This is a genomic window from Aliiroseovarius pelagivivens, from assembly GCF_900302485.1.
Classification (GTDB): domain Bacteria; phylum Pseudomonadota; class Alphaproteobacteria; order Rhodobacterales; family Rhodobacteraceae; genus Aliiroseovarius; species Aliiroseovarius pelagivivens.
Genome location: NZ_OMOI01000002.1, coordinates 408,272 through 435,266, shown reverse-complemented (window position 1 = coordinate 435,266; position 26,995 = coordinate 408,272). Strand labels below are relative to the sequence as shown.

Sequence of the window (26,995 nt, the reverse complement as noted above, 5' to 3'; positions counted from 1 at the left end):
CAAATGGTTCAAGACTGATACTTGATCCATGTGGTCTTCAACGCGGTGTATTTGTCGAAGCTGTGTAAGGACAGATCGCGGCCAAAGCCCGACTGTTTCATGCCGCCGAAGGGAGTCTGCGCGGACAGCGCGTCGACGGTGTTGACCGAAACGGTTCCGGCAAACAGCTTGTCCGACACACGCAGCGCGCGGCTTAGGTTGTCGGTCCAAACCGATGCTGCCAGCCCATAGACCGAGTCATTGGCCATGGTGACGGCTTCGTCCTCGCTGTCGAACGGGATGATCGACAGCACCGGGCCGAAAATCTCGTCTCGCGCCAGCGGATCGTCATGGGCGACGTCAGCAAAGATGGTGGGTGGCACGAAACAGCCCTTGCCGTCCACGTAAGCGCGTTCGCCCCCTGCCACCAGATTGGCGGTTTTCTTGCCGCCTTCAACAAAGCGCATGATGCCCTCGGTCTGCTTCTCGTCGACAATGGCGCCCATTTTCGAGGCGGGGTCCAACGGATCGCCCGGCTGCATTCCTTCGGCTCGTGCGATCATCTTTTCGACGAACGCATCCTTGATCGAGCGTTCCACATACAGCCGCGAATTGGCCGAGCAGACTTCGCCCTGATTAAAGAAGATGCCAAAGGCGGCCATGTCGGCAGCTGCGTCCAAATTCTCGCAATCGGCAAAGATTAGGTTGGGGGATTTTCCACCCGTTTCCGGCCACACCTGTTTCAGGTTCGACTGGCCGGAATACTCCATGAATTTCTTGCCGATCATGGTCGAGCCGGTGAAGGCCAGACAGTCCACATCCATATGCAAGCCCAGCGCCTGGCCCGCTGTTTGTCCAAAGCCGGGCACCACGTTGAAGACACCGTCAGGGACGCCAGCCTCAGCCGCCAGTTCGGCCAGCCGCAAGGCGGATAGGGGCGATTGTTCAGCCGGCTTCAACACGACCGAGTTGCCAGCTGCCAGCGCCGCCGCTGATTTCCATGTGGCCATGTCCAAGGGAAAGTTCCACGGAGTTACTGCGCCGATTACGCCCAAGGGCACGCGACTGACCAGCGCCAGATCGCCGGGGCCTGTCGGGGCGACCTCGTCATAGATTTTGTCGATGGCTTCTGCGTGCCACTGGAAGAAATGGGCTGAACCGGGGGCATCTACGGTGACCGCATCGGTTACCAGCTTGCCCATGTCCAGACTGTCCAGAAGCGCCATTTCGTACAGGTTCGCACGGATCAAGTCGGCCAGCTTCAGAAGTATTGCCTTGCGATCCCCCGGCGCCATACGCGACCAGCGCCCATCCTCGAACGCGCGCCGGCCGGCCGCCACGGCCAGATCTACATCCGCCGCGTCGCATTCGGCCACCTGCGCCAGCACCTGCCCATTGGCCGGATTGATGCTGTCGAAGGTCTTGCCCGACACGGCATCAACGAATTTGCCGTCGATGAAGGCCTTGTTGCGGAAGGAAATCTGAGCCGCGCGGTTGCGCCAGTCTTCTAGGGTGTGGTCAAGCATTTCTCTCTCCTATTGGGCGGCCACGATGGCGCTGTCCTGCCGCGCTAGCCAGATTTGGAAATCGCGGATTGTTCCTTCGTAGTCATCCCCTGCAAGCGGCCCCTCAAGCGCGTGCTCGGACCCCAAGGCCACCTGCATGCGCTCAAGCTTTTCGCGGTCCTCGCGGTTGACCTCTTCCCACAGCTTGATGCGGGCGGTGATGGTTTCGTCTTCCAGATCGTCGCCATAGACGGACATGGTCCACTTCACACGGATTTCCCCCGCACTGAGCGGGAAAATACTGAGCGACACCAAAAGACTGGCCGCTTGGCTGGCAACTTGGGTCGGGAACTTCGCAAACAGGGTCGAGCGCATGCGTTCGTCGTCGTTCAGCCCGTCAGCCCCTTTCCCGCGAGGGGGGATCGTCGCGGGGTAGTTTGCGGCATACGAGGTGAAGTCATAGCCGGCCAACAATTTGCGCGCCAACCCCGTGGGGGTGTAGCCATGCAAGGTTTGAGGATGGACTACGGACAGGTGGTAGCCTTCCATGAAATTCTCGACGAGGCACTTCCAGTTGGTAAGCCAGTTCTCTTCGGCTACGTGGACCAAACGGAACTTCTCGGTTTCGTAAGGAGCCAGCAATCCGTCGAGATCCGGGTGATCAAACGGGGCCGCATAAGTGTCTAGATTGACGTAAATGAACCCGTTCCACAGATGCACATTATGCCCATGCAGACGACAATTCTTAGTGTCGAACCCGGCGTTTTCCATCCGCGCGGCCCGCAAAAGCGCCCCGTCTCGGCCATAGGTCCAGGCATGATACGAACACACGAAACGCTTCACGTTTCCGCGCCCTTCGGCCAACGGCATGCCCCGGTGACGGCAGACATTGGCCAGCACGCGTACATCCCCGTCATCGCCACGTATGACGATCAAAGGTTCGGTCAGAAGTTTTACGGTGAAGAAGTCACCTGGTTCAGGGATTTCGTCCGCGCGACCAAGGCAATGCCACCCGTTGTGCAATACGGTGGCGGCCTCGTGTTCGAACTGGGCCTGATTGGTATAAAATGCACCCGGCATGCACATCGGCCGGTCGGCCGGCAAGGCGGCCAACTCCTGAAGCTTCGTTCTCAAATCACCCACTTTGCCCTCCGTTTCCTGTTGCGGTCTTGGGTTATTCGTCGCCGGGTACGCCGTAGGACGGCGCCTCGCGCGGGTCGAGCGCGCGTTGGACATAGGCGTCCAGCTGCGGCTTATAGATTTCCCACGCGGTGGCGATGTTTTCGATTGGACAGTCCTCGGTCCAGTCGCAGCGCAAGTCGGCGACCGGCCATGCGACCTTGTCGACCAGCATCATGCCTGCCGAATGGATTGGGCCAGCTTCGCCACCAGCCGCGAGGCCTGCGCGCATTGCGGCAATCAGCCGGTCGCCCAGATGGCCCGAGCTGGCCAGAAATCCATCAACAATGGCTTGCGGCACGCCGTCATTGGCCAAAAGGTTCCCACCCGAGGCCACATCCGGCCCCTGCGCCTGCGTCCAAATTCCAAGGCTGTTCGGCCCAGAATGGATTGCGGTCGCGCCGTTTTTGTCGACGGCCAGCACCTGACGGTATTCGATGAACCGACCCAGATCTTTCACGCCCGCGATCGCTTCGGATGCGGACATGCCGCCCTGCATGAGATCCAGTGCCAGCGGTCCTAGCATCGGATCCGTCACATTCTGCGATGCCACAGCCCCCACACCCGCGCGGGCATAAGCGCAACGCGCCGCCACCGCAGGGGATGACGACGAGATCGCAATGCCAAACATGCCCGTTTCGGCGCAGCGCGCCACCAGTGAAAAGGTCATCGTGTCACTCCGGAATGACGGCGGTGCCGTCGATTTCGACCAGCCAATCCGGCCGCGCCAATGCCTGCACCACCAACCCGGTCGAGACGGGGTACACGCCTTTGATATATTCGCCCATGGTGCGATAGACGGCCTCGCGGTGGCGAACGTCGGTGATATAGACTACCACCTTCACCAGATGCTCCATCTCGCCACCAGCTTCTTCGATCAGCTGGCGGATGTTCTGCATCACCTTGTGGGTCTGTTCGACCGGGTCGTGGCTGTCGATATTGACCGCGTCATCAAGGTTCTGCGGGCATTGGCCGCGCAGATAGACGGTTTTGCCGCCCTGCGTGACCACGGCCTGACACAGGTCGTTGTCCAGATTTTGTTCGGGGTAGGTGTCCGAGGTGTTGAACTTGCGAATACGGGTATGGGCCATTTGGCGTCCCTTATGTGAGATGTTGGGTCAGTTGCCGCGACCGGCGTTGATGCGTGCCATCAGATATTGGGCGAAGTCATAGTTGGGACGTTCCAGATGGCTAAGATGTCCGGGCACGGCGCGGTCGGATGACAGCCCTTTGAACACTTTCTCGGTGCAGCCGCGATCTTCGACATTCACGTCATCCAGAAGCGCCTTCAGGTCCGCGAAATTCTGGTCGATATCGGGATCATCGGCGAAATCATTCGACATGCCGCCTCCGAAACGGATCAGCACCTGACCCGGTCCTTTGGGATGCAGCGATAGATACCAGAAATAGCCCGGCGTCAGCGTAATAAGCAGGCTTGGATAGATCGCCAGCAAATAGGTGGTGCGCCGTTCCTCGCCTTTCAGGCGGTCGTTCTTCGCGTGCGCCATCGCGATGCGCAGCTCTTCATCCTTCAGGATGGTGTGATAGTTGAAGGCGGGCAGGCCCGGCGGGCAGATCATATCTTCAAGCTTTGACAGCCCGCCGATCGTGCCCGAGTGGCAAACGGGCAGGTGATAGCTTTCCATGAAGTTCTCGGCCAGCACCTTCCAGTTGGTGTCCCAGACGTGCTCTTCATAGAACGCCTCGGTATAATTGGTCATGTCATAGCCCGCGATCATCTCTTCGACTTGGGCAAGCTGATCGGACACGTCGGGGGCGTCGGCGTTCAGGGTGATGAACACCCAGCCCAGCCATTCCTGACATTTCACCTGAGGCAATTGGTACTGATCTTTGCAGAATCCCTCGTTCAAGGTCATCGCAGGGGCGCCGCGCAGGCTGCCGTCCAGATTATAGGTCCAAGCGTGATAGGGGCAGACGATGGCGCGCGTCTTGCCGTTTCCGTGCAAAAGCGTGGACATGCGGTGCAGACACACGTTGGACATGGCGCGCAGTTCGCCGTCGCGATCACGAATGACCAGAACTGGCTGGCCTGCCAGTTCACAGGTAGTGTAGGCACCCGGTTCCTTCAGCGCATCCGCCCGACCTACGCAGAACCAATCTTTCGAGAAGATGTGTTCCAGTTCCTCGTTCAGGAACTCGTCGGACGTATAGACCGAGGGCGGCATGGCATGGGCTTGCTCGAACGGCTGGGCCGTGTTCTGACGAAGTTCCTCTACCGGGTCGATGTGGTCTTTTGCCATCGGAGTTCCTTCTCGTTGAGCTTATTCTGCAGCCGAGGACACAACAGCCGCTTGGCCGTCGTAATCCAGATAGGCCCGCTGGGTCGCGATCTGATCCGCCACGTGCTTGGCGTCGTGCCAGACCCCCCACAGGAAGGTCGATCCACGGCGTGACTGCCACGGCAGACCAAGGAAATAGACGTCCGGCTCGACCGACACGCCGCGCTGATGGATCGGCGCGCCCTTGTCGTCGAATCCACCGATTTTCATCCAGTCGAAATCCTGCCGGAATCCGGTGGCCCAGATGATCGTCGTGATCCCTTCTTTGGCCAGATCGACCGAGCGGATGGGATTGCTCAGGCAGTCCGGATCGGGGAACACCTGACGCGCTTCGGGTTCTTCGGGCAGGGTCAGCCCTGTGCGGTCGACATAGGCATCGGCGGCGTCTAGCATCTCGTTATAATTCGCGTCACCAGCGGCCACATTGGCTTGCAGATCGTCGCGGAAGGTCAGCGTGTCGTTGTCAAAACCCTCGGTCAGACCAAGCAGGGTGACACCTTCGCCTGCCAGACGGCGGAAATCCATCGTTTGCCCGCCATAGGCACCACTGACCGAGATCGTTACATGTTCTGTCCCCGGATTCGGCGCGGCCATGTCCCACAGGCCCAGCACGCCCAACCACCAGACGAAATCGCGACCACGATAGCGGCGCGGTGGGCGGTCATGCGGCCCAACGGACAAGAAAACTTTGCGACCCGCGCGGTTCAGCTCGTCCGCGATCTGGGCACCCGATGATCCCGCACCGACAACCATTACCGCCCCATCCGAGAGCTGGGATGGGTTCTTGTAATGGAACGAATGGATCTGCTTAACCCCGGCCGTTTCCGGCACGATGGGCGGGATCACCGGATGTTGGAAGGCGCCGGTCGCGGCGACGATCCGTTTTGCCTCGATCACGCCTTCGGACGTTTCAACCCGGAAGCCGGCCTGATCGGGCAGTCGTTCTGCTTTCAGTACCTCGATTCCGGTACGAATCGGGGCGTTTACCATCTGCGCATATTCTTCCAGATAGTCCGCCACGCGGTCTTTCGTCACAAATTCGTCCGGGTCATTGCCCTTGAATTCAAGGCTGGGGAAGCGGTCGTGCCAAACAGGCCCGTTCGTCACCAGCGCGTCCCAACGCCCTGACCGCCAAGCCTCGGCCACGCGGTTCTTTTCCAGAATCAGATGCGGCACGCCACTGTTCCCAAGGTGTTCGCTTACGGCAATTCCAGCCTGGCCGGCGCCAACAACAAGCGTATCAATGGTTTCAACGGGCATGTGTCTGGTCCTTTCGTATGAATGCCGAGTCGGCGCAGCCGCAATGGCCGGGCACGCCTTGTTCGGCGACCGCTCTACTTTGGCAGGATGGGACCCACAGAAAAGAACGTTCTGTGTCAGCCATGATTAGGCAATGGCTAATGTTCGGAGGGTTTGAAAAGGTTAAGCCTAAGCCAAACTTCGCAAGATACGTATTTTTACGAAGCCGCGCGGCTTCTAGCCTTTTGACACTGACTCGGAGGTCAACATGCGCGGACATATCAATCCCCCATCGGGGGACTCGACAGCTTTGCAGACACTTGGATTTCCCACAGAACGGAGAGATCACAATGAATGACGACACCCAGATCGCGGTGGACGTACGCGATGCGGTGAAACGCTATGGCGATTTCACGGCGCTTCAGAAGATCTCGCTTGGGATTCGCGACAACGAATTCTTCACCCTGCTTGGCCCTTCAGGCTGCGGCAAGACCACGCTTCTGCGCATGATCGCTGGGTTCGAGGATGTGACCGAAGGCGCCATCTTCCTGTATGGCGACGAGATCGCGACCCTTCCCCCGCACCAACGCCCGGTGAACACCGTCTTTCAGAATTATGCGCTGTTCCCGCACATGACAGTCCTGGACAATGTGGGCTTCGGGCTTGAAATGCGTGGTGCGTCGAAAGCCGATGCGCGCAAGAAGGCTGGCGAGATGCTGGATCTTGTACAGCTGACGCAGTTTGCCGCGCGCAAGCCGTCGCAACTGTCGGGTGGTCAGCAGCAACGTGTGGCGCTGGCCCGTGCGCTGGCGCCCTCGCCCAAAGTTTTGCTATTGGACGAGCCGCTGTCCGCGCTGGATCTGAAGCTGCGCAAAGCCATGCAGATCGAGCTGAAACACATTCAGCGTGAAACCGGCATTACCTTTATTTTCGTGACCCATGATCAGGAAGAAGCCCTGACCATGTCCGACCGCATTGCAGTGATGTCGGCTGGAAGCATGCAACAATTGGGCGAACCCAAAGACATCTATGAAAGCCCGCGCAACATGTTCGTGGCGGACTTCATCGGGGAAACCAACCTGCTGGAAGTCTCGGTCGATGCGATCAATGACGGCCGTGCCGTCTGCCACTTGGGCGGCGGTCACGAGCTGACCTGCAACGCGGTGGACGAGGTGGGCGTGGGATCGACGGTACACATGTCCGTGCGGCCCGAACGTCTGTTCCTGTCGGACGAACCGACCGAGTCGGAAAGCCTGAAAGGCACCGTGGTCGAGAACATCTTTATCGGCACCGACATCACCACGATCATTGACCTGAACGAGGGGCCGAACTTCACAGTCCGGACCTCAAATTCGGATCGCGGCACCAAGCGGATCTTTGATCCCGGAACTGAAGCCTATGTGAATATGGAGGCAGGCTCGGCTCGCCTGTTGGTCGACTAATGGCCGGCGGAGCCGCATCCGGAGGGTCGTCCGCGTCCGACACCTATGCCGAGGCCCGCAACTGGCTTTTGCTGCCGTCGTGGGTCGTGTTGAGCATCTTCGTTCTGGCGCCGGTCCTGATGATGCTGGTTTATTCCTTCCTAACGAAAGAGTTTCGTGGGGGCGTCATCTGGGAATTCTCGCTGAACGCCTATGATCAGTTCTTCTTTGATCGCGGGCTGTTTGGGGACGAAGCACCGAAGATCGAATGGACCTATATCGCGATCTTCTGGCGTTCCATCTGGCAGGCGGGTGCGGCGACGATCCTGTCGCTGATCATCGGCTTTCCGACCGCCTATTTCATCGCCACCCGGCCTGAAAAGTCGCGCGCAATGTGGGTGTTCCTGATCACCATTCCCTACTGGGTGAACCTGCTGATCCGTACCGTGTCGATGAAGTTTCTGCTGCGCGACCAAGGTCCGCTGAACGACTTCCTGATCAATATCGGCCTGATCGACAGCCCGCTTCATATCATCAACACCAACCTCGCGGTGCAGTTGGGTCTGTTTTACAGCTATCTGCCCTTCATGGTGCTGCCGATCTATGCCTCGGTCGAGCGCTACAACTTCGCGCTTAGCGAGGCGGCGGCTGACCTTTACGCGACCAAGTGGGTCACGCTGCGGCGCATTCTTCTGCCTACTGTGAAGCCCGGCGTGATTGCGGGCTGTATCCTTGTGTTCGTCCCGTCGCTTGGTGCCTTCCTTGCGCCTGATCTTCTGGGCGGAGCCAAGAACTTCATGATCGGGTCGCTGATCGAGGAACAGTTCAAAGGCAACGCGGGCAACTGGCCGTTTGGGGCCGCGGCGTCGATGATCCTTCTGACGATGGTCTTGATCATCCTTCTGATCTTTGCCCGCCAGCAACGCAAAGCGGAGGCCGTGTCATGAGTGCCAAGACCGATGTCAAAACCTATCCCGGCTTCAAGTTCATGACCCTGCTGTGCCTGGTTATTCTGTATGCCCCGCTGGTCGTCGTGACGGTCTATTCTTTCAACGCCTCGAAATCGATCACGGTGTGGGAAGGCTTGTCGCTGCGCTGGTATGTCGACGTGTTTGTCGGGCCGGAAAGCGGCAAATTCAAACAGGCGGCGATCAACTCGTTCACCATCGCGATCGTCGCGGCAACCATATCGACCACCATCGCCACCACGGCGGCGACTGCCATTGTGCGTGGGGGCAAGTTCCGTCTGCGCACGGCATCGCTGGGTCTGATCAGCTTGCCCCTGATGGTGCCCGAGATCGTGACCGCCGTCGCTTTGCTGATCTTCTATAACTCGGTCGGCTTCACACGCGGATATCTGACCATCCTCGTGGCGCATATCGCGTTCTGCATCCCCTTCGCATACCTGCCCATTCAGGCCCGGATGCAAGGGATCGAGGATACGTTCGAACAGGCCGCGATGGACCTTTATGCCACCAAGGCACAGGCCTTCCGCCGCGTGCTTCTGCCTCTGATGATGCCCGGCATCATCTCGGGCTTCCTTCTGGCGTTCATCGTCAGTCTGGATGACTTCATCATCACCAACTTCGTCAAAGGCGCAGGGGTCGAAACCCTCCCCACGGCGATCTTCGGGTCGGTGAAACAGGGCCTCAAGCCCAACATCATGGCGATCTCGACCATGCTTCTCAGTGTGTCGATCGTGATGGTGACAATCTCCTACTTCGTATCGAAGTCGGACAATACCAAATAAAAACAGGGAGCTAACATAATGAAACTTCTTACCCAATCCGCCATGGCGCTGGCCTTGATGGCCAATGCCGCCGCTGCCGAGGGCGATCTGGTTGTCTATCACTGGTTCGAATACATGCCGCAAGAGCTGCTGGATAAGTTCACCGCGGAAACCGGCATTAACGTCACCATGGACACCTATGACTCGAACGAGGCGATGCTGGCCTCGCTGAAAGCAGGCGGCATGGGAACCTATGACGTGGCCGTTCCCGGTGACTACATGGTGTCGATCATGGCGGGCGAGGGTCTGCTGGACACCATCGCAGACGGAGAGCTTGCCAACAAAGGCAACATCGCGCCTGAATGGGCCGATCCATCCTTTGATCCGGGCCGCACGCATTCGATCCCGTATCAGTGGGGGTCCACCGCGTTCTCAGTAGATACCGAAGCTTACAGCGGTGACATCAACACCACCGACATCCTGTTCAACCCACCGGCCGAGCTTTCGGGCAAGATCAACATGCTGGACAGCCAGGGTGAAGTGATGGCGCTGGCCTCGCTTCACATGGGCATTCCGCAATGTTCGACCGATCGCGAGCAGCTGAAAGCGCTGAACGAGATGCTGGTCAATGCCAAGGCGCATTGGGCGTCCTTCAACTCGGACACCGCGAAAGAGGTTCTGGTCTCGGGCGATGTGGCTGTTGGCATGATCTATGATGGGTTCGGTGCCAAGGCGCGCTCGGAAAAAGCATCGCTGCAATATGCGTTCCCGACACAGGGCTATGTGGTCTGGATGGATAATGTCGTGCTGCTGAACGACGCGCCTAACCGTGATAATGCGCTGAAATTCATGGACTTCCTGTTGCAGCCGGAAAACATCTCGGCCGTGTCGAATTATGCACGCTATGGCGCAGGTGTCAGCGGCGTGGGCGATTTCCTTGACCCCGAACTGGCCACCTTGCCGGAATCCAACCCACCGGCCACAGCCGGTCAGGGCGCCTTCATCGAGGTCTGCGACGAGGCCACTCAAGCGGTCTATGACCAGATCTGGACCAACGTGAAAAAGTAAGTCTTAATGACGATAAGGGGCGGCTTCCGGGCCGCCCTTTTTGTATCTGCGGAGGCCCGAATGGAAACGATCTTTACCGAGAAACACCACCTGCGAAACTCGAAGTTCGAACTGTTCGGAGGCGAACTGGTCGAGCCCTTCGAACGTCCGTCGCGCGCGGAGTACATCATTGACCGTGTGCGTCAGGTGGGGCTGGGGCCGGTCTCGGACCCCGATGATTTCGGCATGGACCCGATCTTGGCCGTACATGACGCAGGCTTTGTGGAATTTCTGCAAACAGCATGGACCGAATGGGTCGCCGAAGGTTTCAAGGGCGAGGCGCTAACCACCGTCTGGCCCGCCCGCCGCATGTCCACCCGCATCCCGCGCCATATCGAAGGCAAGTTGGGATACTACTCGCTGGCCTGCGAGACCTCGATTTCAGACGGCACATGGGAGGCCGCATATGCCGCCGCGCAAGTCGCCCTAACCGGGGCCGAGCGGATCCGACAGGGCGCGACATCTGCGTTTGCGCTGTGCCGCCCGCCGGGGCATCACGCCGCAATCGATATGTTCGGCGGGTATTGCTTCGTGAATAATGCCGCCGTTGCTGCTCAACATCTGTTGGACAAAGGCGCCAAGCGGATCGCGATCCTTGATGTGGATTTCCACCACGGGAATGGCACGCAGGACATTTTTTATGATCGCAATGACGTGCTGTTTCTATCCATCCACGGTGATCCAATGGATGCTTTCCCGCATTTCCTAGGGCACGAGGACGAGACGGGCACAGGCGCAGGCGAAGGGTACAACGTAAACTACGCCCTGCCGCCCGGCACCGATTTCCCGACGTGGCGCGCGGCGTTGACAGATGCGCTGGCCCGTGTGGCCGAGTATGGACCGGATGTCCTAATTATCTCGCTTGGGGTGGACACGTTCGAAACTGACCCGATCAGCTTTTTCAAGCTGACCAGTGACGATTTCACCACCTATGGCGCGGATATCGCCAAGCTGAACCTGCCCACGCTGTTCGTGATGGAAGGCGGCTATGACATCGACGAGATCGGCATCAACGCCGTGAATGTGCTTCAGGGATTTGAAAGCGGGGCGTGACCAAACACGCCCCGGCTTTGTCACCGCATGACAAAGGGATTGGCCATCGGTTTGTCCGAGGTACTGATCCACGTGGTTTTGGTGCGGGTGTAATCCAACACCGCCTCAAGCCCCGCTTCGCGACCATATCCCGATTGATCATAGCCTCCGAATGGCGCAATCGGTGACACCGCGCGATAGGTGTTCACCCAACAGATTCCGGCCTTCAGCCGCGACGACACGCGGTGCGCGCGGGCGACGTTTTCGGTGAACACTCCTGATCCCAACCCGAAGGGCGTTGAATTGGCAATCGCAATGGCCTCGTCTTCCGTATCGAAGGGGACCAAGGACATGACCGGCCCGAACATCTCGACCTTCAGGGTCTCAACGTCTGTGTTGGGGCATTCCACCAGCGTCGGTGCCATGTAGTTGCCGGGGCGATCCAAAGGCGCGCCTCCGAACCGAATGCGCGCGCCGCCGTCGCGGGCGGCTTGAAGCGTCGCCTCGATGGTTTGCACCTGAGCCGCCGTGCAGAGCGGGCCGATATGGGTGTCCGCCGACAGTGGATCGCCGACGACAACCGACTGCATCTTGTCTTCGATCCGCTTGACCAGAGCGTCAAAGATCGACCGATGCACCAACCCACGTGTCCCTGCCACACAGCTTTGCCCCGAGGCGCCGAAGTTCCCAGCAATCAACCCATTGGCCGCGCCGTCCAGATCGGCGTCCTCGAACACTAGAATGGGGGATTTGCCGCCCAGTTCCAGCGAGGTGACGGCGAAGTTTTCGGCCGAGTTGCGCACCACGTGCCGTGCAGTTTCCGGACCGCCGGTAAAGGCGATGCGGTCCACATCCGGGTGGCGGGTCAGCGGGATGGCGCAGTTTTCAGCGTCCCCGGTGATGACCGAAACGACACCGGGTGGGAAGCCCGCCTGTTCGATCAGACGTGCGAATTCCAGCATCGGTGCGGGGGCAACCTCGGACGCTTTCAGCACCACCGAACAGCCCGCCGCCAAGGCCGGACCCAGCTTGGTCGCGGTTAAGAACATCTGCGCGTTCCACGGCACGATGGCGACCACCACGCCGATGGGCTCGCGCCGAGTGAACACATGCATGTCGGGCTTGTCGATGGGCAGAACCGCCCCTTCGATCTTGTCCGCGAGCCCCGCGTAATAGCGATAATAGTCCCCGACATAGGCCGATTGGGCCGAGGTTTCAGCAAGCAGCTTACCGCTGTCCGTCGTCTCGATCTGGCCAATGCGCTGGGCGTTTTCCTCGATCAGCTCGGCCAGACGGTACAGCAGTTTGCCCCGCTGGGTTTGCGTCATGTCCCGCCACGCGGGATCGTTCAGAACCCGACGCCCGGCTGCGATGGCACGCTCGACATCCGAGGGCGCGGCGCAGGCAAACGTTGCCCAGTCCTGACCCGTCGCCGGGTTTTGCGAGGCCATGACCTGCCCGTCGGCCCCATCGACCCACTGGCCGTCAATAAATAGCTGATAATGCGGTTTCTGTTCCATCTGTTCCCTCACTGAAACGCTGGCATGACGTCGTCGATGAACCGGGCCAGCGACTCGCGCTTGCGCTCAAAGCTCATGCCGCTGTCGATCCAGAAAGAATACTCATCATAGCCCAAATCTTCGTAGCGTTTGATCTGGTCGATCACTTCCTGCGCGGTGCCCATGGTCAGATCGCGTTTCAGGTTCTCGGGCGCCATCATCGTGTTTGCGGCCATTTCTTCTTCGGTCAACTCCTGAATCAAACCTTGGCTGACTGGACGCTTGTTCTGGAACCACGCGCCGAAATAGCAATAGAACTTCGACAGCTCTTTCGCCGCCTGATCCACATCTGCCGCGTCTTTGCCGACATAGGTGTGATGCAGCAGCATGATTTTCGGGCGCTTGCCGTCATAACCGTCACAGGCTGCGTTGAAGCGTCCCATAAGCGTTTCGATCTCTTCCATCCCCTGCCACAGCGGTGTCACCTGAATGTTGAATCCGTTCTGAACGCCAAATTCATGGCTGTTAGGGTCGCGCGCGGCGATCCAGATCGGCGGGCCGTCTTCCTGCACCGGCTTGGGGGCCGAAGTTGTGGCGGGGAACTGGAAGAATTCGCCGTCATGCGCGCAATCGCCTTCCCATAGCTGCGGGATCAAAGGGGCGATTTCACGCATGCGCTGCCCAGCTTCCCATGCGTCCATGCCCGGCATCAGGCGCTCGTACTCATAGGAATACGCCCCGCGTGCGATGCCCAGTTCGATCCGCCCATTGGTAATCAGATCGGCCGAAGCCGCTTCGCCCGCCAGCTTGATCGGATGCCAGAAGGGCGCGATCACGGTGCCAGTACCAAGGCGCACGTGCTTGGTGTGATTGGCCAGATTGACCAGCGCCAGAAACGGGTTCGGCGTGATGGTGAAATCCATCCCGTGATGTTCCCCGGTCCAGACCGCCCGCATCTTGGCGTCATCGGCCATTTTGCACAGTTCAATGAACTCGTCATTCAGCTGTGTGTGGGACTGGTCGGGCGTCATGCGCTCCATATGAGCGAACAGCGAAAATTCCATGGATCAGGTCCTTTCTGACAGGGCGTGCACATCGCCACGCTTTGCATCGCCCAAATAAAGGCCAAAGCTGCGGGTGCGGAATTCAAGGGCGTAACGGGCCATCATGTCGGCGATGGCTTGGGTGGTGTAATTCAGGGACGGAAGGTCGGCGACGGGCACGGCCTGAAGCGGGGCGGACACATCGACGTCATCACTGGTACCCAGAAAATACGCGAAGTGTTGGCCGCGGCTGGCATCATCATAGACGGAATAGGCCGGGCCCAACCGCGCTGCGATCCCGCGAGCGGCCAGATCCTCCTGCAGCTCCTGCCGCAATTGCCCGCGATCCGAGCGCTCGATCTGCGGCAGGCGGAACCCATTCGGCGTCTGCTCTAGCAGCACCGCATCTCTGGCCGAGATGATGGCCCCGCAGATCGCCTGACCTTCGGTTTGCTCCAGCGCGGCGCGCTCCAGCCCAAGGCTGAAATACTGACCGCTCGCATAGCCAAGGCCACGGCCTTCGGACTGAGCGAAATCTGTCACTTGCCCGATCAGGATCTGGTGGTCGCCTGCGGGCATGGAGTTCCATGTGGTGCAGGAAAACTGCGCAATCGCGCCGTCGATCAGGGGAATGCCATTGGGGTCAGATTGGTGACTAACCTTGGCAAATCGGTCGCCTTTGAAGCTGGCAAAGGTGTTCGACACGTCCTCTTGCCCTTCGGCCAGAATGTTCACAGCGAAATGGGTGCAACCTGCGAAGGCATCAAACGACGACAGGAACTTGCCCGGGCAGACCAGCAACAAGGGCGGGTCCATTGACACCGATGAAAACGAGTTTGCCGTGAAGCCGCAAGGCGTACCATCCGGCATGCGGGTCGTGACGACGGTCACACCGGTCATGAAGCGGCCAAAGGCTTGGCGCAGGGCGCGCGGGTCGAGATCGGTCATGGCCATAGCTCCTTTGCGAGATCCAGAAGGGCCGTGTTCACATCCGCCGCATGTGTCATCGGCATCATATGAGCGGCGCCCTCGACGATGTGCGCGCGGCCTTGCGGGGCCAGTGCGGCCATGGCTTGCGACATGGCTGGGGTCGAATTGGGCTCGTTCGCGCCCGTCATGAACAGTGCGGGGCAGGTGAGGTCGGTCAGGTCGTCCGCATCGGGTCCGTCCTGATGCGCGAAGATGGTGTAGGCGGACTTGTACGCCGCCGGATTCACGTCGCGAAGCCACGCGTGACAGGCGTCACGTTCAGGGGATGCGTCATTGCCAAACCACCGTTCCAACGTGCCAGAGGGATCGGCCATGCTGGTGCCATTCAAGCTGCCTGCCCGCGTCTGCACTGCCTCGGATGCATCGGGGCGACGACGGAAGATACCGTTCAACGCCGCGACGCCACGCACTTTTTCCGGATACCGGATCGCCATATCCAGCGCGATCATCGCACCCATGGAATGGCCGACCAGCATCACCGGCCCGTCGATCCCGGCGGCGATGGCATCGGTGTAATCGGACAAGCTCAGATCGCCCGTGGGTAGGGCGCTTTCCCCATGTCCTGGCATGTCCACGGCAACCACGTGATAGAGCGGCGACAGCGCGTCCAGCTGTGCCCCCCATGCTTCGGCCCGCATGCCGACGCCGTGGATGAACACCACCGTTGCCCCCTGTCCTGCGGAGATCGCAGACAGAGAGGCAAGATTAGACCGCAGCCGGGTTGTCCAGGTCATGTCCCAGATCCTTTAGGTCCTGATACCGGTCGCCGATACGGTGATGGGGCCGGCCGCTGGTGGCTGCGCCCAGAACGACGACGATTTCGTCATCGCGCGGCGCATCCGGGATTGCGAACTGCAAGGTCAGGTAATGCGAGCGGCGCCCGGCGTCGTTCTTGTCCATCAGGGGCACCATGATCGGCGCGTTCGCCGGGCCACGGGTGTTGGTGAAGGCCAGATAGGATTTCGCGCCCACGGCCTCGCGATAGAAATTGCCGAAACGCAGGGTGTGGATCAGGCCCGAGGCATGCTCGACCTCGCCATTCAGACCGACGACGGCGGCTTTGCCATAGGCTTCGATCGCGTCACCGCTTCCAGCCAGTGCGATCATCCGCTCGGTCATCATCTCGCCCAGCACCGGGCCAAAGGCGTGGATCTCGGGCTTCAGGTCTTCAACGAAGCGCCCGGCCCACGGGTTCTTGACCACGGCGGCCACGGCGAACATGCGCCACGGGGTGTCGGTGGGCTTGAACCCCTCGATCAGTACCTCTTCGTCATAAGTCACGATTTTGCGGATTTCGGGCGTCATTTTGGTCTCCTGTTCGCTTGCCGACATCATCGGAACGCCCTGATATTTTGACAAATGATAGTTTTACTGGCTTAGGTATTAGCAACACTAATGGCTTGGTTGACCCATGAAGAAATCTCTTCCCCCCCTGACTTGGTTTCGTGCTTTCGAAGCTGCCGCCCGGCACCTGAGTTTCACCGCTGCGGGCGACGAAATCGGCTTGACCCAATCCGCCGTCAGCCAGCAGGTTAAAGCATTGGAATCGCGGCTTCGCGTGTCGCTGTTCACGCGCCATGCACGCGGGCTGTCCTTGACCGATGACGGGCGCAAACTGCTGCCGCAAGTGGGCGCTGCCTTGGGCACACTTGCTGCTGCGACCGAGGTGTTTGACGCGGGCCCCACCCAGAACCTTCTGACCATTGCCGCATCGGTCAGCGTCGCCCAGTGGATCATCGCGCCGCACCTTCAGGACTTCACCCGGACGCATCCGAATGTCCGCGTGCGGTTCCTTAGCGCGATCTGGCCGGATGAATTCAACGCCTCACGCGCGGATGTGGAAATCCGCTTTGGGTCTGCCAAACAGGTCGGGAAGAACGCCGAGCTGCTGACCCCGAACCGGCTGGTCGCTCTGAAGTCACCGACCCTGTCTGGCACGCTGCATGACTTGCCGCTGATCGAAGCCGTCGGCACGTCGGGCGGATGGAAAAGCTGGTCTGAACAGATCGGCGGTCGCTTTGAACCCACGCTGTTCGCCGATTCCTTTGGCATGGCCCTGCACCTTGCTGCCCACGGGAACGGCGTGGCGTTGGTCAGCGAGCTTCTGATCCAGAACGCGCTTCAAACCGGTCAGTTGGAACGTGCCCATCCGGCGGCGATTCCCAGCAACGAAGGGTACTATTTGTCTGCAAATGACCAGAACCCCGCCGCCGTCGATTTCCGCGCGTGGTTGCTGAATCTGCTGTCAAAGGACGCGGAAGCATAGGCCCTAGGGATAGGACGCCCGCAGTGGGGCCGAGCGAGACAGATACCCCGAAAGCGCAAGGCCAGACACGGCGTGCCAGATCCCCCAGAAGGCCGCAACCACGGCCATCCCGCCAAGGCCGCTGAAGAAGCCGAAAATCAGGATAAGCCCGAGGCCAGAGTTCTGGATGCCGGTCTCGATCATGATGGCGCGGCGATCAAACGCGGACAGCCCCGCCAAGGTGGCGATGCCGAACCCCGCGCCCAGCGCCAAGGCGTTATGCGCGATGACCAAGACGGCCACGGCCTCGGCGTACTCTAGGAACAGCGACCAATTCGCGGCCAGCGCCAGCACAACAAACGCCACGAAAATCCCCATCGACAGATACTGAAGCGGCGTGCGCAACCGGCGGGTGATGTCGGGCCGTTTGGCGTTCAACAGCACGCCAAGGCAAAGCGGTAGCACCAGCATGACGCCTACGGTGATGGCCACCGACACAGGATCAATCGAGGTCTGCCGCAGGATCTCGCGCGTCGGTTCATAGAGGCTTCCCCAGAACGCGATGTTGAACGGTGTCAGGATGATCGCAAAGATCGTCGCAAACGCGGTCATCGACACCGAAAGCGCCGCGTTCCCTCCTGCGCGATGCGTGATGAAGTTCGAGATGTTTCCACCGGGGCAGGCCGCAACCAGCATCAATCCCAGCGCAATCGACGGGCGCGGGGTGGTGGCCAGAACCAGACAGAACGTCAACGCGGGCAGCACGATGAATTGCGAGGCCAACCCAGTCAGCAAAGGCTTGGGCGCGCGGATCAATTTCTTGAAATCACTCGGTTTCAGATCAATCGCGATCGAGAACATGACCACCGCAAGCACGGCGTTTAGGATCTGCAGGCTTGTGGGCGAGAAGTTCAGCATCACCTCATCAATGCCAGCTTGTGCTGGTGTACTCATGCTGCTCCCCCGTCCCTTGTTTGCCGTGTCGGTCTGTAACCGATTGGTGACACGTCAAGTTTTGAACACCGACTGCCACTTGGGCAAGCAATAAACGAATTGACCGCAGGTACTGCCAGATTGCAGTCTTGTCACCTACCACTCAGGCGCAGCTGCGCGTTTGCACCCACTACTTGAGATCACAAGGCCAATTTTGCCCCGACCGACGACAGAAAACCCAATGGACGAGCTGTTGCGTGCGCGCCTTCGGCTGACGAACAGCGCGCATTTGCGGCTGAAGGGGCTGCGTTTTTTGATGGGCTCGGTCGATCTGTTCAGCCGCACCCTGACCGGGCAGGCCTTCTTTGCCCTGCGCGAGACCGAGCAGGTGTTGCGCGAACTTGATGGCCGGACTGGTCCGGATCTTGTGAAGGCGTTGCTGGACATGAAGGGGGGCACGCAGATCACCGCGCATGGGATTGAAAATATCCCGGCCCAAGGTGCCGTAATCATTGGCGCGACGCATCCTGTGGGCACGTTCGATTTCATCTCGCATGCTGGCGCTTTGCTAAGCCATCGACCGGATTTGAAGGTTGTCGCCAACCGAGAAGCAGAACGGTTTCTGGGCGCCGATCGCATTGTCGCCGTGGACCTCGACCGGTCGGACAAAGTGCTGGGTGCGCGTCAGACCCGCGCCGACATGCAGGCGCATTTGGAACAAGGCGGCGCGTTGCTGGTCTTTGGGTCGGGGCGTGTGGCGGATATGGCCGGAGGGTTGCTGGTCGAGCCGCCTTGGCGCACCGGCATCACCCGCGTTTCGGCGGCAAGTGGCGCGCAGATTGTGCCCGCGTCTGTCGGCCTTCGAAACTCGCGTCACTATTACCGAACCAGAAAGCTTGCCCGCGTTCTGAGTGGCAACAATGAGTATATCGGTCGCGAGGTTGCCTCGCTTCGATACGTGTCCGAGCTGCTGGCCAAGCTTGGTGGCAGCTACGAGGTGCATTACGGCCCAATTCAGCCACCGGGGGCCACTCCTGAAGAGCTGCAAGTTTTGGCTGAGGCATTGATCCCCGGACTCTACCGCCCGGCCTAGAGCCGCTGATTGCCGTTTGGGGCAGCCTTCCGCAAACTGATTGCCTGCGGAAGGCCATTTAACTCACACCAATGCGCGTACTTTTTCAAGCAGCGCTGCATTCACGGCCACGCCCTCTTTCGCGGCGCGGATGCGGGCGGCCTGACGACCGTCACCCGGCAGACGTGCACCGTCTTGGTCGCGGAACGAGGCGATCAGAGCTGACAGTTTTTCCTGGAACAGACCGCCGGATGTGGCTTCCGGATCAATGGCAATGAAGAACTGGCCGGTCTTGGGCGGACCACCTGCGGTGCCCGAGAACGGGCTGGCGACCGAGCCCAGCGTGGCGCCTGCCATAGCGGCGGCCATCAGTTCCACGGTCAAAGCAACGCCGACGCCCTTATAGTCGCCCGATGGCACCATCGAGCCCTTTAGTCCGGCCTCGGGATCAGTGGTGGGCTGACCGTCTGCGTCCAGCACCCAGCCTTCCGGAACCGGCTTGCCTTCGCGGGCGTGTTTCATCACTTCGCTTTTGGCGATGGTGCTGGCCGACTGGTCGATCAGAAGCGCGGCGTTCCCGTCGGCATCGGGGGCCGAGATCGAGAACGGGTTGGTGCCAACCACCGGCTTTGCGCCGCCCGAAGGCGCAATCGACGCAGGCGCGTTGGTGAAGCCGATACCCATCAGGCCAGCTTGTGCCAGACGCTGCGTGTGCACGCCCAGAACGCCACAGTTATACGAGTTGTTCACGGCCAGAACTGCCACACCCATCTCTTTCGCCAGCGGGATCAGCTTTTCAAAGCCAAGATCAATCGCGCTGTGGGCAAAGCCTGTGGCGGCGTCCACGGTGACAACCGCAGGGCGCGGCTGTTCGACTACGGGTTTGGCCTGACCATCCACCTTGCCGCACTCGACGTGCTGGGCATAGATCGGAATATAAGCCAGCCCGTGCGAAGCGACGCCATCGGCTTCGGTCATCGCCGTTGCGACGGCCAAGGGGCGTGCGTTTTCTTCCGAGGTGCCCGCCTTGACCAGCGCGTCAAAAGCAAGTGTTTCGATTTCCGAGAGCGAGAGTGTTTCAGTGGCGGTCATCATTTTTTCTTTCTTTTTTATCAGTCGTTTGATGGGGGCAGCATCCCGCCCCCAGTCAAGATATCAGTCGTTGTCGCTGACCCCGGCACCCGCACCGCGCAGGCGGCTTTCTTCGGTGGCGGGGGCAAAGGTACGGTGGGCAAAGCTGCCCAGCTGTTCCCAGCTGGTCTCGCAAACGTCGGCACGCATCACCGGTTCACGCTTGCCCGTCATCTCAGCCGGAGCCGAGAAGACCAGCTGACTGGCATGTTTGGCCTGAAGTGCTTCAACGTCGCCCTGAACGCACAGCTGCTTTCCATCGGTGGCAACCCGTGCGCCATCCCATTCGGCGGCCACGGGTACGCCAAGACGCAACGCAGCGCCGCCCATGAAGGGCACGGCCAGCAATGGCAAGCTGACGTCTTTCATGGTGATGGTCCCGCGTTCCAACAGACGCACGGCGCAATCGGACAGCGAGGCACCTGCGATCAGAGGGCTCATCCGGCGGGTTGGCGCGTGCCAGATATCGGCGCTCAGCGATACGGGCGACACGTCAATCGGGGGGATCCGATCGTTCATTTCCAGCAGCTCAGCCAGCATTTCCGTGCCGGGAAAGCCGAAGGCGGACAGCCAGCGTGTGCCCTTTGCGGCTTCTTCTGACAGACCCCAAGACAGCCCGGCCCCGCGTGCGGCGCGTTTGCTCATGGCTTCGATTTCGTTCAGCGAATGGCTCATGCGACGCCCTCCTCAAGCTTGGTGTCGGCGTCGGGGAAAACCCAGAAATCGGCGTTGTCCTGTGTCAGTTCGGTGGGCAGCGGCGCGTTGCCATACATGCAAATCCGCACCCAGCGATCCGAACGCGGGTCGAATTGCGTGGCGCCAAAGAAGGCCAGCTTGCAGCGCAGCATGTCGATGGGCAGCACATGATCAGAAATCGTGTTGTCGCGGATTTCAGCGTAAGGCGCGCGGCCAACGATCTGGGCACGGCGAAGAACATGGCGGTGTTCGGGGTGACGCAGAAGGAAGTCAGCAACCTGTGCTTCATCTGGCCAATGGTTCAAGGCGTTGAACAACTGCGCGGCATCCCGACCCGGGGCCAGCGGCTGCTCATACTCCTCGATCGGTTCTTCGAAGCGTTCACCCAGACGGGGCTCGAGCTTTTCTTCCGACACATACCAAGCGCGGGCGCGGTTTTCCGGTGCCTGCCAGTTGGTGTCGATTGCCCAAGAATACACATCGGTCAGAAGCGCACGCAGATCACCCACGCTCATCGCGCCAGCGATGCGGAAGGTGGCGGTGTTGTCGGCGGCCATATCCTGAGCGTAGCCATCCACAAGCGAACCGTAGGGTTCCAATATCAGCGAGGCGATCCATTCCTGCCCTTCAAGCGACAGGTTATCTTCCGCCCAACGATACAGCGCGTCCCACGGCTGGCCCGAGGTCAGGTCAGCACCCGCCAGATAGTCATCCACCTTGGCCACATCCGCGCGCAGGTCGTTCAGCTTCTCGATCTGGATCGGGTGTTCAGAATGCCATTGGGCAATCGTGATCTTGCTGCGGGCGATCAAAGACTGGAACAGCGCAATCTCGTCCGCGCTGGCTTTCACAAGCTTGCGCACAGTCTGGATCGCGTTCTCGCGGGCGGCGACCCAGTTGTTGAACAGGACTGGGTGGTTCAGCAGAAACGGAGCCATACCCAAACCGGTCGAGTTGCCGATCCCCATGGCACGTCCGATCTCGGGCGACAGCTGGGCGGCTTCGCGCCCGTTTGCGGCGGCGCGACGGTCGGCCATGTACTGCACCAGATCCAGCACGAACCAGCGGGTCAGATAAACCGACAGCATCTCGACTTGGAACGGCGCGCGGAATTCCGGGCGGTCGGCGATCATCTCGCGATCGGCGGCACCCAGCTTGCCGGATCCATAGACGGCAGTTGTGCGCATCAAGTACCCAACGGCCTTGATTTGGTCGATGTCGGGCTGGTTGCCTTCGGCAAGGTTCGAGACCACGTGCTCCCACAGGCGGACCGAGCGGTTGGCGCGCGAAACGGACAGTTCGGTTCCGCTGACGCGGCCCGCTTCCTGTACCGGAATATTATGCGACAGACGTTCGATGTCGTCTGCTGTGGGCACGCCGTCAAACAGGGTGAATGTTGCATCCCATGCATCCGCGATAACCCGATCCGAGCGTTTCTCGGGCGGCAGGTCATGGGCATAGGCGATTAGCGAATAGGCGCGGTCGGGGCCGTAGGCGGTATAGACCGCGTGGCCTTCGCCTACGTCGTTTATGTTGAAGGCGGTCTTCTCAAATCGCCAGCCTTCACGGGCCAGACGACGAGTCAGCACGCGCATGAAAGACAGGCGTGATTGATGGATGGAACCGAGGCGCGCAAGGCGCATGACCAGTTCAGGATCGCGGCGTGGTATCGTGTTCATACTCTTGGCCTTTGCAGTCAGGACAATAGAGCATTTCCGGACTTTCGTCGAACAGGGTCCGATAATGCGCGGGGGTCAGGGGCGCCCGAAGGCGCCCCGTCTTGATTAGCTTTCTTTGCCTTTTGCCAGCGTGATGCGCAGGGCATCCCACAGCGACGGCAGCAAGATCAGCGATACCGGTACGGCGGTCACAACGATGAAGCTTTGCAGTTTAGATACGCCTCCGGACCCGACCGAGATCAAAATTACGGCCATGACACCCATGGCGATGCCCCAGAAGACACGTACCATTGCGGGCGGGTTGTCACCGTTGCTCATCGTGGCCGAGATCACATAGCTCATCGAGTCGCCGGTCGTGGCCACGAAGATCGTGGTCAGGATCAGGAACATCAACGAGACAAGGAAGCCCAGCGGCAGGTTCGAGGTGATCGCCAACAGCGCTGCGGGCAGGTTGAAGCCCTCGAACGCTTTCGAGATCGTGCCGGTTTCTGCCAGCTCCATCGAGATGCCGGTGCCGCCGATGATGGTGAACCAGAAGTTGGTCACGATCGGAGCGATGATCGACAGCATGATGATGATCGAGCGGATCGAACGGCCACGCGATACACGGGCGATGAACATTGCCATCAGCGGGCCATAGCCCATGAACCAGCCCCAGAAGAACACGGTCCACCAACCAAGCCAGCCGGGAGCTCCGAACAGACCTGCGTCACCGCGGTACAGCGCCATCTGGAAGAAGTTGGCGATATAGGTGCCGAAGCCCGAGAAGAACGAGCCGAAGATGAACCCGGTTGGGCCCGCCAGCAGGACGAAGACCAGAAGCACAGCCGCAAGGATCACGTTGATCTTCGACAGAAGCTGAATGCCGCGCGACAGACCGGTCATCGCCGAGATCGTGTAGATGCCCACAAGACCGGCAATTACCAGGAATTGCGTGGCGAAACCGTTCGGGATGCCAAAGAGGTCATCCAGACCATAAGCGACCTGCAGACCCAAAAAGCCGATCGGGCCAACGGTACCTGCCACAACGGCGATGATCGATGCCGCATCCGCGATCAGGCCGATCGGGCCGTGGATCGCCTTGTCACCAAAGACCGGGTACAGCAGCGTGCGCGGGGCAAGCGGCAGACCTTTTTCATAGTGGTAGTGCATCAGCATCACGGTCGACAGCGAGCCAAGGATCGCCCACGCCAGGAAGCCCCAGTGCATGAAGCTTTGTGCAATCGCGCCGTTTACCGCATCAGCGGTCCCGCCTTCGGCACCAAACAACGGCGGCGAGGACAGGAAGTGTGCAATCGGCTCGCCTGCGGCCCAGAACACGCCACCACCGGCCAGAAGCGTACACATGATCATCGAGCCCCACTGGAAGGTGGTGAACTCGGGCGCGGCAAGCCCGCCCATGATCGCACGGCCACCGGGCAGTACGCACAGCACAAGACCAATCAGGAAGGTCGCAAGAAGCAGAACCTGCCAGTAAAGGCCGAAATAGGTGGCCGAGACGTTGAAGCCCCAGTCCACAGTTGCCGACAGCGCGTCAAGATTGACCAATGCTGCCAGACAGAAAAGGGCGATGAACCCGCCCGAGATCAGGAACAGCGGCTTGTTCACGCCGCTGGATTTCTGATCAGTCACTCCCATAGATGCTTCAGACATCTATCTCTCCCTAGATATGGCCCCTCCTGTTCGCTCGAGGCCAAGTTTCACGTCCCCGGCCCCTTAACGTCCTGTCTGAGGGCCAAAATTCTCTGCAAAAAAGCGATACCAATTACGTCCCATGATGCCGGCAACCTCGCCGTCATCCATGCCCACGGCCTTCAGGCCGTTTTCGATGTTGCCAAAGTGGCGGTTGTCTTCGAACCAGCTGGGCATCGGGGGGAAACCGGGCGCGGATTTGGAGCCCTCGCCATAGTCGATTTCCTTTGTCCAACGGCCCACGCGCATCCATTCAACGATGCTGTCGGGCTGGTCCTGACAAAGATCCGTGCCGATCCCCAGATGCTCTGCGCCATATTTGTCCGCTGTGCGTGCGATCATCTCGCAGAAGCTTTCCAGCGTGCAGTCACCCTTGTCTTTCAGGTGGTGCGGATAGACCGAAAAGCCGAGCATCCCACCATTTTCGGTCACCGCACGGATCACCGCGTCGCGCTTGTTGCGCAAAGCGGGCGACCAGTCATACGGATTTGCGTGAGTGATGGCGATGGGACGCTCGGACAGTTCAGCGGCCTCGATGGTTGAACGATCAGCCGAATGGCTCATGTCAACCACAAGACCCACACGGTTCATCTCTTTGATGACCTGTTTGCCCATGCGGGTGATGCCCATATCCTCGGCTTCGTAACAGCCGGTCGCCAGAAGCGACTGGTTGTTATAGGTCAGCTGCATGAAGCGGGCACCAAGGGTGTGGACGATCTCGACCAGGCCGATGTCATCTTCGATCGGCGACGGGTTCTGGAAGCCGAAGAACACAGCCGTGCGCCCGGTTTCGCGGGCCACGTCAATGTCCGAAGCCCACAGACCCTTCATGATCAGGTCGGGATACTGCTCAAACCAACGGTTCCACTTTTCAAAGTTCAGAACCGTTTCGCGAAAGTTCTCGTGGTACGAGATGGTGACGTGGATTGCATCCACGCCCCCTTCGCGAAGCTGGCGGAAGATCTTCTCGGACCAGTTGGCGTATTGAAGACCGTCGATCCGCATCAGACAGGGCCTGCGCTGATATAGGCGGTCTTGACCGTGGTGTAGAACTCGGCGGCTGCCTTGCCCTGTTCACGCGGACCGTACGAGCTGTCGCCTCGGCCACCAAACGGCACGTGGTAGTCGGTGCCTGCGGTCGGCAGGTTCACGGTGACAACACCGGTCTGAGCATTGCGGCGGAAATGCGTGGCGCGGGCCAGCGATTTCGTCACGATGCCCGAGGTCAGGCCGAAGTTGGTGTCGTTGACGGTGGCCAGCGCCTCGTCATAGCTGCCAACCTTGATGACCGAGGTCAGCGGCGCAAACATTTCTTCGCGGTTGATGCGCATGTCGTTGGTGGTGTTCAGGAACACGCCGGGCGACATGTAGAATCCCTGATGCGGCATCTCAAGACGCGCACCGCCGCAGGCCAGCTCAGCACCTTCGGTTTTGCCCAGATCAACATAGGCCAGGTTTTCCGAAAGCTGCTGTTCGCTGACGACGGGGCCCATCTGGGTGCCATCTTCCAGCGCGTGTCCAACTTTCATGGCCTGCGTGCCAGCCACCAGTTTCTCAACAAAGGCGTCGTGGATTGCTTCGTGCACAACCAGACGCGAGGACGCGGTGCATTTCTGACCGGTGCCACCGAAGGCGCCGCCCAGTGCCAGCGTTACAGCCAGATCCAGATCGGCGTCATCCATCACGGCCAGCGCGTTTTTCGAGCCCATCTCCATCTGAACTTTGGTCAGGTTCTGGATCGCAGCAGAAGCGATGCCTTTGCCCACCGGAACCGAACCGGTGAAGGAAATGGCGTTCACTTTCGGGCTTTCCACCAGACGCTGGCCGATTTCGCGGCCTGCGCCCATGACCAAGCTGAACAGACCTTTCGGGATGTCCTGACGGTTGATGATTTCAGCCAGAGCAACAGCCGAGGCGGGCGTTACGTTGGCGGGTTTCCAAACCACGGCGTTGCCGTAGCACAGTGCAGGCGCGATCTTCCACGAGGCGGTTGCGGTCGGGAAGTTCCAGGGCGAGATGATGGCGACGGTGCCAACAGCTTCACGACGCACGTCGATTTCGACGCCCGGGCGCACGCTGTCTGCGTTCTCGCCCAGCTGACGCAGGCATTCAGCTGCGTAATAGGTGAAGAACTGGCCGGCGCGGTAGACTTCGCCTTTGCCTTCCGCGAACGGCTTGCCTTCTTCACGGGCCAGAAGCGTGCCCAACTCTTCGCAGCGGGCGATCAGTTCGTTGCCGATGGCGTTCAGAACCGCCTGCTTGCGCTCCATGCCATAGGCTTCCCATTCGCGCTGCGCCACTTTGGCTTGGTCCAGCGTTGCGTCCAGTTGGTCGCTGCTGGCCTGCGCAAAGACGCCAACCAGATCGGTCAGGTCCGAAGGGTTACGGTTTTCAATTTCGCTTACGCCTGCCAGCCATTCGCCAGCAATCAGGTTCTTTTGGATATCGGTCATGGAAGTGTCGCCTCACACAGAAGTCAGTTTCCTTGGGTATGGACTTTTTAAGTAACTTCAATCAAACTCAA

At 59.9% G+C, this 26,995-nt stretch carries 25 protein-coding genes; 7 read left to right on the top strand and 18 right to left on the bottom strand.

Translation table 11 applies throughout. The features are described from left to right. Positions 1-8: 8 nt before the first annotated feature. Genes ALP8811_RS14300 through ALP8811_RS14275 form a run of 6 tightly spaced genes read right to left on the bottom strand, consistent with a single transcriptional unit; the run spans position 9 to position 6,223 of the window. Positions 9-1,505, bottom strand: a complete 1,497-nt coding sequence (locus tag ALP8811_RS14300) for an aldehyde dehydrogenase (protein ID WP_108857934.1) — start codon at positions 1,503-1,505, stop codon at positions 9-11. Positions 1,506-1,514: 9 nt separating this feature from the next. After that, on the bottom strand, positions 1,515-2,627 hold the full coding sequence (locus tag ALP8811_RS14295) for an aromatic ring-hydroxylating oxygenase subunit alpha (RefSeq protein WP_181363779.1): 1,113 nt from the start codon (positions 2,625-2,627) through the stop codon (positions 1,515-1,517). Positions 2,628-2,658: 31 nt separating this feature from the next. Beyond that, the gene (locus ALP8811_RS14290) at positions 2,659-3,333 is read right to left on the bottom strand and encodes a DUF1028 domain-containing protein (RefSeq protein ID WP_108857933.1); all 675 of its coding nucleotides are present in this window, start codon (positions 3,331-3,333) and stop codon (positions 2,659-2,661) included. A gap of 4 nt (positions 3,334-3,337) precedes the next feature. Continuing rightward, a complete protein-coding gene (locus tag ALP8811_RS14285) occupies positions 3,338-3,754 on the bottom strand; it encodes a RidA family protein (RefSeq protein ID WP_108857932.1) in 417 nt (138 codons plus the stop codon). A 27-nt stretch (positions 3,755-3,781) separates the two neighbouring features. Continuing rightward, positions 3,782-4,924 (bottom strand): aromatic ring-hydroxylating oxygenase subunit alpha, encoded by a 1,143-nt coding sequence (locus ALP8811_RS14280; RefSeq protein ID WP_108857931.1) that lies wholly within the window; start codon positions 4,922-4,924, stop codon positions 3,782-3,784. A gap of 21 nt (positions 4,925-4,945) precedes the next feature. After that, the gene (locus tag ALP8811_RS14275) at positions 4,946-6,223 is read right to left on the bottom strand and encodes a flavin-containing monooxygenase (protein WP_108857930.1); all 1,278 of its coding nucleotides are present in this window, start codon (positions 6,221-6,223) and stop codon (positions 4,946-4,948) included. A 329-nt stretch (positions 6,224-6,552) separates the two neighbouring features. On the opposite strand from ALP8811_RS14275, the gene ALP8811_RS14270 reads away from it, so the two are divergent. From ALP8811_RS14270 to ALP8811_RS14250, 5 genes are read left to right on the top strand one after another with little or no spacing between them, the layout of a single operon-like run. Beyond that, positions 6,553-7,644 carry an ABC transporter ATP-binding protein gene (locus tag ALP8811_RS14270; RefSeq protein ID WP_108857929.1) on the top strand — a complete coding sequence of 364 codons (1,092 nt, stop codon included), beginning with the start codon at positions 6,553-6,555 and terminating at the stop codon, positions 7,642-7,644. Next, positions 7,644-8,570 carry an ABC transporter permease gene (locus ALP8811_RS14265; protein ID WP_108857928.1) on the top strand — a complete coding sequence of 309 codons (927 nt, stop codon included), beginning with the start codon at positions 7,644-7,646 and terminating at the stop codon, positions 8,568-8,570. The genes ALP8811_RS14270 and ALP8811_RS14265 overlap by 1 nt, the downstream gene beginning before the upstream one ends. Then, positions 8,567-9,373, top strand: coding sequence for an ABC transporter permease (locus ALP8811_RS14260; protein ID WP_108857927.1), 807 nt, complete (start codon positions 8,567-8,569; stop codon positions 9,371-9,373). The genes ALP8811_RS14265 and ALP8811_RS14260 overlap by 4 nt, the downstream gene beginning before the upstream one ends. Positions 9,374-9,391: 18 nt before the next feature. After that, positions 9,392-10,420: an extracellular solute-binding protein gene (locus tag ALP8811_RS14255; RefSeq protein ID WP_108857926.1), complete on the top strand. Its 1,029-nt coding sequence runs from the start codon at positions 9,392-9,394 to the stop codon at positions 10,418-10,420. Positions 10,421-10,480: 60 nt separating this feature from the next. Then, positions 10,481-11,512 (top strand): histone deacetylase family protein, encoded by a 1,032-nt coding sequence (locus ALP8811_RS14250; protein WP_108857925.1) that lies wholly within the window; start codon positions 10,481-10,483, stop codon positions 11,510-11,512. A 20-nt stretch (positions 11,513-11,532) separates the two neighbouring features. On the opposite strand, the gene ALP8811_RS14245 is transcribed toward ALP8811_RS14250, so the two are convergent. From ALP8811_RS14245 to ALP8811_RS14225, 5 genes are read right to left on the bottom strand one after another with little or no spacing between them, the layout of a single operon-like run. Further along, the gene (locus ALP8811_RS14245) at positions 11,533-13,011 is read right to left on the bottom strand and encodes an aldehyde dehydrogenase (protein WP_108857924.1); all 1,479 of its coding nucleotides are present in this window, start codon (positions 13,009-13,011) and stop codon (positions 11,533-11,535) included. An 8-nt stretch (positions 13,012-13,019) separates the two neighbouring features. Next, on the bottom strand, positions 13,020-14,054 hold the full coding sequence (locus ALP8811_RS14240; RefSeq protein ID WP_108857923.1) for an LLM class flavin-dependent oxidoreductase: 1,035 nt from the start codon (positions 14,052-14,054) through the stop codon (positions 13,020-13,022). Between the two features lie 3 nt (positions 14,055-14,057). After that, positions 14,058-14,981, bottom strand: a complete 924-nt coding sequence (locus ALP8811_RS14235) for a flavin reductase family protein (RefSeq protein ID WP_108857922.1) — start codon at positions 14,979-14,981, stop codon at positions 14,058-14,060. Beyond that, complete coding sequence (locus tag ALP8811_RS14230; RefSeq protein ID WP_108857921.1) at positions 14,978-15,757, bottom strand: alpha/beta fold hydrolase; 780 nt, start codon at positions 15,755-15,757, stop codon at positions 14,978-14,980. Before ALP8811_RS14230 ends, ALP8811_RS14235 begins: the two co-directional genes overlap by 4 nt. Then, the gene (locus ALP8811_RS14225; RefSeq protein ID WP_108858299.1) at positions 15,729-16,328 is read right to left on the bottom strand and encodes an amino acid synthesis family protein; all 600 of its coding nucleotides are present in this window, start codon (positions 16,326-16,328) and stop codon (positions 15,729-15,731) included. Before ALP8811_RS14225 ends, ALP8811_RS14230 begins: the two co-directional genes overlap by 29 nt. Positions 16,329-16,434: 106 nt before the next feature. On the opposite strand from ALP8811_RS14225, the gene ALP8811_RS14220 reads away from it, so the two are divergent. Continuing rightward, entirely contained in the window at positions 16,435-17,289 is an 855-nt protein-coding gene (locus ALP8811_RS14220) for a LysR family transcriptional regulator (RefSeq protein ID WP_108857920.1), read from the top strand. A gap of 3 nt (positions 17,290-17,292) precedes the next feature. Here ALP8811_RS14220 and ALP8811_RS14215 read toward each other — a convergent pair whose 3' ends face one another. After that, entirely contained in the window at positions 17,293-18,222 is a 930-nt protein-coding gene (locus tag ALP8811_RS14215) for a bile acid:sodium symporter family protein (RefSeq protein ID WP_108857919.1), read from the bottom strand. A gap of 220 nt (positions 18,223-18,442) precedes the next feature. Between ALP8811_RS14215 and ALP8811_RS14210 the strand changes: the two genes are divergently transcribed. Beyond that, positions 18,443-19,294, top strand: a complete 852-nt coding sequence (locus ALP8811_RS14210; RefSeq protein WP_108857918.1) for a 1-acyl-sn-glycerol-3-phosphate acyltransferase — start codon at positions 18,443-18,445, stop codon at positions 19,292-19,294. Between the two features lie 63 nt (positions 19,295-19,357). Here ALP8811_RS14210 and ALP8811_RS14205 read toward each other — a convergent pair whose 3' ends face one another. From ALP8811_RS14205 to ALP8811_RS14180, 6 genes are all read right to left on the bottom strand, one after another. Beyond that, positions 19,358-20,365, bottom strand: a complete 1,008-nt coding sequence (locus ALP8811_RS14205; RefSeq protein ID WP_108858298.1) for an Ldh family oxidoreductase — start codon at positions 20,363-20,365, stop codon at positions 19,358-19,360. A 63-nt stretch (positions 20,366-20,428) separates the two neighbouring features. Next, positions 20,429-21,079 (bottom strand): DUF3726 domain-containing protein, encoded by a 651-nt coding sequence (locus ALP8811_RS14200; protein WP_108857917.1) that lies wholly within the window; start codon positions 21,077-21,079, stop codon positions 20,429-20,431. Beyond that, entirely contained in the window at positions 21,076-22,779 is a 1,704-nt protein-coding gene (locus ALP8811_RS14195; RefSeq protein ID WP_108857916.1) for a hypothetical protein, read from the bottom strand. The genes ALP8811_RS14200 and ALP8811_RS14195 overlap by 4 nt, the downstream gene beginning before the upstream one ends. A gap of 105 nt (positions 22,780-22,884) precedes the next feature. Beyond that, on the bottom strand, positions 22,885-24,432 hold the full coding sequence (locus ALP8811_RS14190; RefSeq protein ID WP_108857915.1) for a BCCT family transporter: 1,548 nt from the start codon (positions 24,430-24,432) through the stop codon (positions 22,885-22,887). A 63-nt stretch (positions 24,433-24,495) separates the two neighbouring features. After that, complete coding sequence (locus ALP8811_RS14185; protein ID WP_108857914.1) at positions 24,496-25,476, bottom strand: membrane dipeptidase; 981 nt, start codon at positions 25,474-25,476, stop codon at positions 24,496-24,498. Next, the gene (locus ALP8811_RS14180; protein ID WP_108857913.1) at positions 25,476-26,924 is read right to left on the bottom strand and encodes an aldehyde dehydrogenase family protein; all 1,449 of its coding nucleotides are present in this window, start codon (positions 26,922-26,924) and stop codon (positions 25,476-25,478) included. The genes ALP8811_RS14185 and ALP8811_RS14180 overlap by 1 nt, the downstream gene beginning before the upstream one ends. Positions 26,925-26,995: the final 71 nt, after the last annotated feature.

What these genes read in the sequence shown, in the direction of transcription:
- ALP8811_RS14285 (WP_108857932.1), bottom strand. Translation starts at nt 3,754, where the DNA reads ATGGCCCATACCCGTATTCGCAAGTTCAACACCTCGGACACCTACCCC.
- ALP8811_RS14250 (WP_108857925.1), top strand. Translation starts at nt 10,481, where the DNA reads ATGGAAACGATCTTTACCGAGAAACACCACCTGCGAAACTCGAAGTTC.
- ALP8811_RS14215 (WP_108857919.1), bottom strand. Translation starts at nt 18,222, where the DNA reads ATGAGTACACCAGCACAAGCTGGCATTGATGAGGTGATGCTGAACTTC.
- ALP8811_RS14180 (WP_108857913.1), bottom strand. Translation starts at nt 26,924, where the DNA reads ATGACCGATATCCAAAAGAACCTGATTGCTGGCGAATGGCTGGCAGGC.
- ALP8811_RS14240 (WP_108857923.1), bottom strand. Translation starts at nt 14,054, where the DNA reads ATGGAATTTTCGCTGTTCGCTCATATGGAGCGCATGACGCCCGACCAG.
- ALP8811_RS14200 (WP_108857917.1), bottom strand. Translation starts at nt 21,079, where the DNA reads ATGAGCCATTCGCTGAACGAAATCGAAGCCATGAGCAAACGCGCCGCA.
- ALP8811_RS14260 (WP_108857927.1), top strand. Translation starts at nt 8,567, where the DNA reads ATGAGTGCCAAGACCGATGTCAAAACCTATCCCGGCTTCAAGTTCATG.
- ALP8811_RS14205 (WP_108858298.1), bottom strand. Translation starts at nt 20,365, where the DNA reads ATGACCGCCACTGAAACACTCTCGCTCTCGGAAATCGAAACACTTGCT.
- ALP8811_RS14275 (WP_108857930.1), bottom strand. Translation starts at nt 6,223, where the DNA reads ATGCCCGTTGAAACCATTGATACGCTTGTTGTTGGCGCCGGCCAGGCT.
- ALP8811_RS14230 (WP_108857921.1), bottom strand. Translation starts at nt 15,757, where the DNA reads ATGACCTGGACAACCCGGCTGCGGTCTAATCTTGCCTCTCTGTCTGCG.
- ALP8811_RS14255 (WP_108857926.1), top strand. Translation starts at nt 9,392, where the DNA reads ATGAAACTTCTTACCCAATCCGCCATGGCGCTGGCCTTGATGGCCAAT.
- ALP8811_RS14235 (WP_108857922.1), bottom strand. Translation starts at nt 14,981, where the DNA reads ATGACCGATCTCGACCCGCGCGCCCTGCGCCAAGCCTTTGGCCGCTTC.
- ALP8811_RS14185 (WP_108857914.1), bottom strand. Translation starts at nt 25,476, where the DNA reads ATGCGGATCGACGGTCTTCAATACGCCAACTGGTCCGAGAAGATCTTC.
- ALP8811_RS14225 (WP_108858299.1), bottom strand. Translation starts at nt 16,328, where the DNA reads ATGACGCCCGAAATCCGCAAAATCGTGACTTATGACGAAGAGGTACTG.
- ALP8811_RS14290 (WP_108857933.1), bottom strand. Translation starts at nt 3,333, where the DNA reads ATGACCTTTTCACTGGTGGCGCGCTGCGCCGAAACGGGCATGTTTGGC.
- ALP8811_RS14245 (WP_108857924.1), bottom strand. Translation starts at nt 13,011, where the DNA reads ATGGAACAGAAACCGCATTATCAGCTATTTATTGACGGCCAGTGGGTC.
- ALP8811_RS14300 (WP_108857934.1), bottom strand. Translation starts at nt 1,505, where the DNA reads ATGCTTGACCACACCCTAGAAGACTGGCGCAACCGCGCGGCTCAGATT.
- ALP8811_RS14195 (WP_108857916.1), bottom strand. Translation starts at nt 22,779, where the DNA reads ATGAACACGATACCACGCCGCGATCCTGAACTGGTCATGCGCCTTGCG.
- ALP8811_RS14280 (WP_108857931.1), bottom strand. Translation starts at nt 4,924, where the DNA reads ATGGCAAAAGACCACATCGACCCGGTAGAGGAACTTCGTCAGAACACG.
- ALP8811_RS14220 (WP_108857920.1), top strand. Translation starts at nt 16,435, where the DNA reads ATGAAGAAATCTCTTCCCCCCCTGACTTGGTTTCGTGCTTTCGAAGCT.
- ALP8811_RS14190 (WP_108857915.1), bottom strand. Translation starts at nt 24,432, where the DNA reads ATGTCTGAAGCATCTATGGGAGTGACTGATCAGAAATCCAGCGGCGTG.
- ALP8811_RS14210 (WP_108857918.1), top strand. Translation starts at nt 18,443, where the DNA reads ATGGACGAGCTGTTGCGTGCGCGCCTTCGGCTGACGAACAGCGCGCAT.
- ALP8811_RS14265 (WP_108857928.1), top strand. Translation starts at nt 7,644, where the DNA reads ATGGCCGGCGGAGCCGCATCCGGAGGGTCGTCCGCGTCCGACACCTAT.
- ALP8811_RS14270 (WP_108857929.1), top strand. Translation starts at nt 6,553, where the DNA reads ATGAATGACGACACCCAGATCGCGGTGGACGTACGCGATGCGGTGAAA.